Here is a 1141-nt window from a genome sequence, read left to right on the forward strand (position 1 = left end):
GCACGACGCGGAGCAGGTCGTGGACGCGCTGATGCAGTACTCGCGCTACCCGGTGCCGCACGCGCTGCTCGTCGACGTGGCGGAGACGATGTCCCGCTACGGCCGGCTGACGCTGACCAGGCACCCGCGCACACCTCGGCCGGGCGACCCCGGACGCCGGCTGGGCCGGGCTGCGGCTGCCGCCCGGCGTCGCGCCGGCGCTCCTCGACGTACCCGCGCACGAACTCCGCGACCGGCGTGTGCCGTTGGCGGAGATCCTGCCGGCCTCCCGGGCACGCCGGCTGACCGCACGGGTGGACCGCGCGGCCGACCGGGGCGCGGCCCTTGAGCGGATCGCCCTCGAACTGGCCGGTGAGCCGCCCGACCCGGCGTGCCAGGCCGTGGTGGCCGGGCTGCGCGCAGGCCGCCCGGTGGCCGAACTCGCCGCCGAAGTCGCGCTCAGCCCGAGGCAGTTGCACCGCCGCGCGCTCGCCGCCTTCGGCTACGGTCCCAAGACGCTCGCCCGGGTGCTGCGGCTGCGGGCGGCGCTTCCGCTCATCACGGCCGGCCGGCCGCTCGCCGAGGTCGCCGCCGTCACCGGCTACTCCGACCAGGCCCACCTCACCAGGGAGGTCCGGGCGCTCACCGGGCTGCCACCCGGCCGGCTGCGGAGCAGCCGCGAGGCCACCACGCCCTGACCGGCCCTACTCGTCGGAAGGCCAGCCTGAAGCTCAGTCGGACGCCCGGTCGAGCGGCGCGAAGAGGTCGACCCCGTTCCCGTTCGGGTCGAGCACCACGGCGTACCGCTGCCCCCAGAACGCGTCCCACGGCGCCCTCTCACCGTGGTGCCCGGCCTCGGTCAGCTCCCGGTACACCCGGTCCACGTCGGACGCGTCCGCGCACCGGAACGCCAGTGAGACGCGGCCCGCGCCGGTCGGCATCCGGTAGTCCGGGTCCATCGTGCGGATGACCTCCACGGTGTCCCAACCGATCCGGACCCCGCCCGGCCCGACCACCTCGACGTGCTGCTCACCGTCGGCCCCGGCCGGGATGTCGAGCCCGAGCCGCCGGTAGAAGGCCAACGTGGCGGGCATGTCGTCGGTCACCATGCCGATCATGTCGAAGCGGGGAGCGGGACGGTCGCTGCTGTGCTGTTCCATGC

General features: G+C 75.5%; 2 protein-coding genes and 1 pseudogene. 2 read left to right on the top strand and 1 reads right to left on the bottom strand.

The window, feature by feature from the left end; genetic code table 11:
- Both GL263_RS26950 and GL263_RS26955 read left to right on the top strand, forming a co-directional pair.
- Positions 1-127 (top strand): annotated as a pseudogene (locus tag GL263_RS26950) (helicase-associated domain-containing protein); the annotation flags it as partial.
- Positions 128-245: 118 nt separating this feature from the next.
- Positions 246-677, top strand: a complete 432-nt coding sequence (locus GL263_RS26955; protein ID WP_323379579.1) for a helix-turn-helix transcriptional regulator — start codon at positions 246-248, stop codon at positions 675-677.
- A gap of 33 nt (positions 678-710) precedes the next feature.
- Here the strand turns inward: GL263_RS26955 and GL263_RS26960 are convergent, their stop codons facing one another.
- Positions 711-1139: a VOC family protein gene (locus tag GL263_RS26960; protein ID WP_182858344.1), complete on the bottom strand. Its 429-nt coding sequence runs from the start codon at positions 1137-1139 to the stop codon at positions 711-713.
- Positions 1140-1141 lie beyond the last annotated feature (2 nt).

The organism is Streptomyces durbertensis (assembly GCF_014156695.1).
GTDB classification, from domain to species: Bacteria; Actinomycetota; Actinomycetes; order Streptomycetales; family Streptomycetaceae; genus Streptomyces; species Streptomyces durbertensis.

Bases quoted from the DNA above. Each gene is read 5' to 3' on its own strand.
- GL263_RS26960 (WP_182858344.1), bottom strand. From the start codon at position 1,139: ATGGAACAGCACAGCAGCGACCGTCCCGCTCCCCGCTTCGACATGATC.